The organism is Acidovorax sp. KPB24-07, from assembly GCF_057543315.1.
In genome coordinates, this window is the sequence record NZ_BAAJYS010000553.1 from 1 (window position 1) to 1796 (window position 1796).

General features: G+C 68.7%; 2 protein-coding genes. Both read right to left on the bottom strand.

The features are described 5' to 3' along the window. Positions 1-190 precede the first annotated feature (190 nt). On the bottom strand, positions 191-799 hold the full coding sequence (locus AC27IQ_RS23735; RefSeq protein WP_487091028.1) for an SCO family protein: 609 nt from the start codon (positions 797-799) through the stop codon (positions 191-193). Between the two features lie 5 nt (positions 800-804). Further along, positions 805-1716, bottom strand: coding sequence for a heme o synthase (gene cyoE, locus AC27IQ_RS23740; RefSeq protein ID WP_284408102.1), 912 nt, complete (start codon positions 1714-1716; stop codon positions 805-807). Positions 1717-1796 lie beyond the last annotated feature (80 nt).

Consider the following 1796-nt stretch of genomic DNA (forward strand, 5'->3'; position numbering starts at 1 on the left):
CGGGGGCTCGCGCCACATCGCCCAGACGGGCGGTCTGGTCCGGCATGACCGCTGGCACTGCGCCATCGTGCGGCCCCGCCTCGCGGCCCTGGCCCGCGGCAGTGGCAGAACCGGTGTCGGGCCCGGTGGCCGGTGCTGCCTGGTGCGCAGCGGCGGTGGTGAAGCACGCCGATGCGGCCGGGCCGCCGCCTCAGCCCTCGTTCAGCAGGGCCCGCACATCGGCGGCCAGCGCCTGCGCACCGCTGCCGTAGCGGTTGTACACGCGCAGGCGGCCGGCGGGGTCGTACACGTAGCTGCCGGCCGAGTGGTCCATGGTGTAGCTGGTGGGCGTCTTGCCGTCGACCTTCTTGTAGTAGATCTTGAAGTCCTTGGCCACGGCGGCCAGTTGCTCGGGGCTGCCACGCAGCGCGAGGAAAGTGGGGTCGAAGTTGGCCATGTAGGCCTTGAGCACCTCGGGCGTGTCGCGCTCCGGGTCCACGGTGACGAAGATGCCCTGGAGCCGGTCGCCGTCGGCGCCCAGCGAGCGCTTGACCTCCGCCAGTTCCACCATGGACGTGGGGCACACATCGGGGCACTGGGTGTAGCCGAAGAACACCACCACGACCTTGCCCGCGAAGTCCTTGAGGTGGCGCGGCTGGCCGTTCTGGTCGGGCAGGGGCAGGTCCTTCGCATAGTCGGCGCCGGTGATGTCCACGCCCTTGAACTCCGGGCCCTTCTTGGAGCAAGCCGCCAACAGGCCACCAGCGCTGACCAGCAAAGCGCTGGCAGCGATTTTTTTAAGAGCAATGCGTTTGTTCATGGCGATCACAGCACGTAGTGGTCCACCAGCAGCGCGGCGAACAGCAGGCTCAGGTGGATGAGGGAAAAGCGGAAGGTCTCGCGGGCGAGCGCATCCGAGTAGCGGCGCCACAGCCGAAAGCCATAGGCGCAAAAGCCCAGGCTGAGCACCACGGCGGCGGCCAGGTAGATCCAGGAACTCATGCCGTACACGAAGGGCATGAGGCAGCCCGCGAAGAGGATCAGCGTGTACAGGAACACCTGCAGTCGCGTGAACTCGTTGCCGTGCGTGACGGGCAGCATGGGCAGGCCCGACTTGCGGTAGTCCTCCACGCGGTACAGCGCCAGGGCCCAGAAATGCGGCGGCGTCCACAGGAAGATGATGAGGAACAGGATGAGCGCCTCGGGCGCCACGTCGCCCGTCATGGCCGACCAGCCCAGCACCGGCGGCATGGCGCCCGAGGCGCCGCCGATCACGATGTTCTGCGGCGTGAGCGGCTTGAGGATCACCGTGTACACCACCGCGTAGCCGACGAAGGTGGCGAAGGTGAGCCACATGGTGAGCGGGTTGACCCACCGGTAGAGCACCAATGAACCCGCCGCGCACAGCGCCGCCGAGAACAGCAGCGTCTGCGTGTTGGACAGCTCGCCCTTGGCGGTGGGCCGCCAGGCGGTGCGCTTCATCTTCGCGTCGATGCCCTGCTCCACGATGCAGTTGAATGCCGCGGCGGCACCCGCCACGAGCCAGATGCCCGCACAGGCCACGGCCATGTGCGCCCACTGCGCGCCGCTGGGCATGCCGGGCACGGCCAGCACCATGCCGATGAAGGCGCAGAAAACGATCAGCTGGACCACGCGCGGCTTGGTCAGCGCATAGAACTGCGCCGCGCGCGACGGCATGCTGGCGATCGGAGGGGAGGTGGCGGGAGCAGCGCTCATGCGGAGATTCTCGTTGCGCCCGTGGGCGCGGTTGTCGGTGCGCCGGCAGCGGCGGCCAGGGGACGGGCGGCGCCCACGGC

Coding starts and splice junctions, on each gene's coding strand:
- AC27IQ_RS23735 (WP_487091028.1), bottom strand. CDS start 799: ATGAACAAACGCATTGCTCTTAAAAAAATCGCTGCCAGCGCTTTGCTG.
- cyoE (WP_284408102.1), bottom strand. CDS start 1,716: ATGAGCGCTGCTCCCGCCACCTCCCCTCCGATCGCCAGCATGCCGTCG.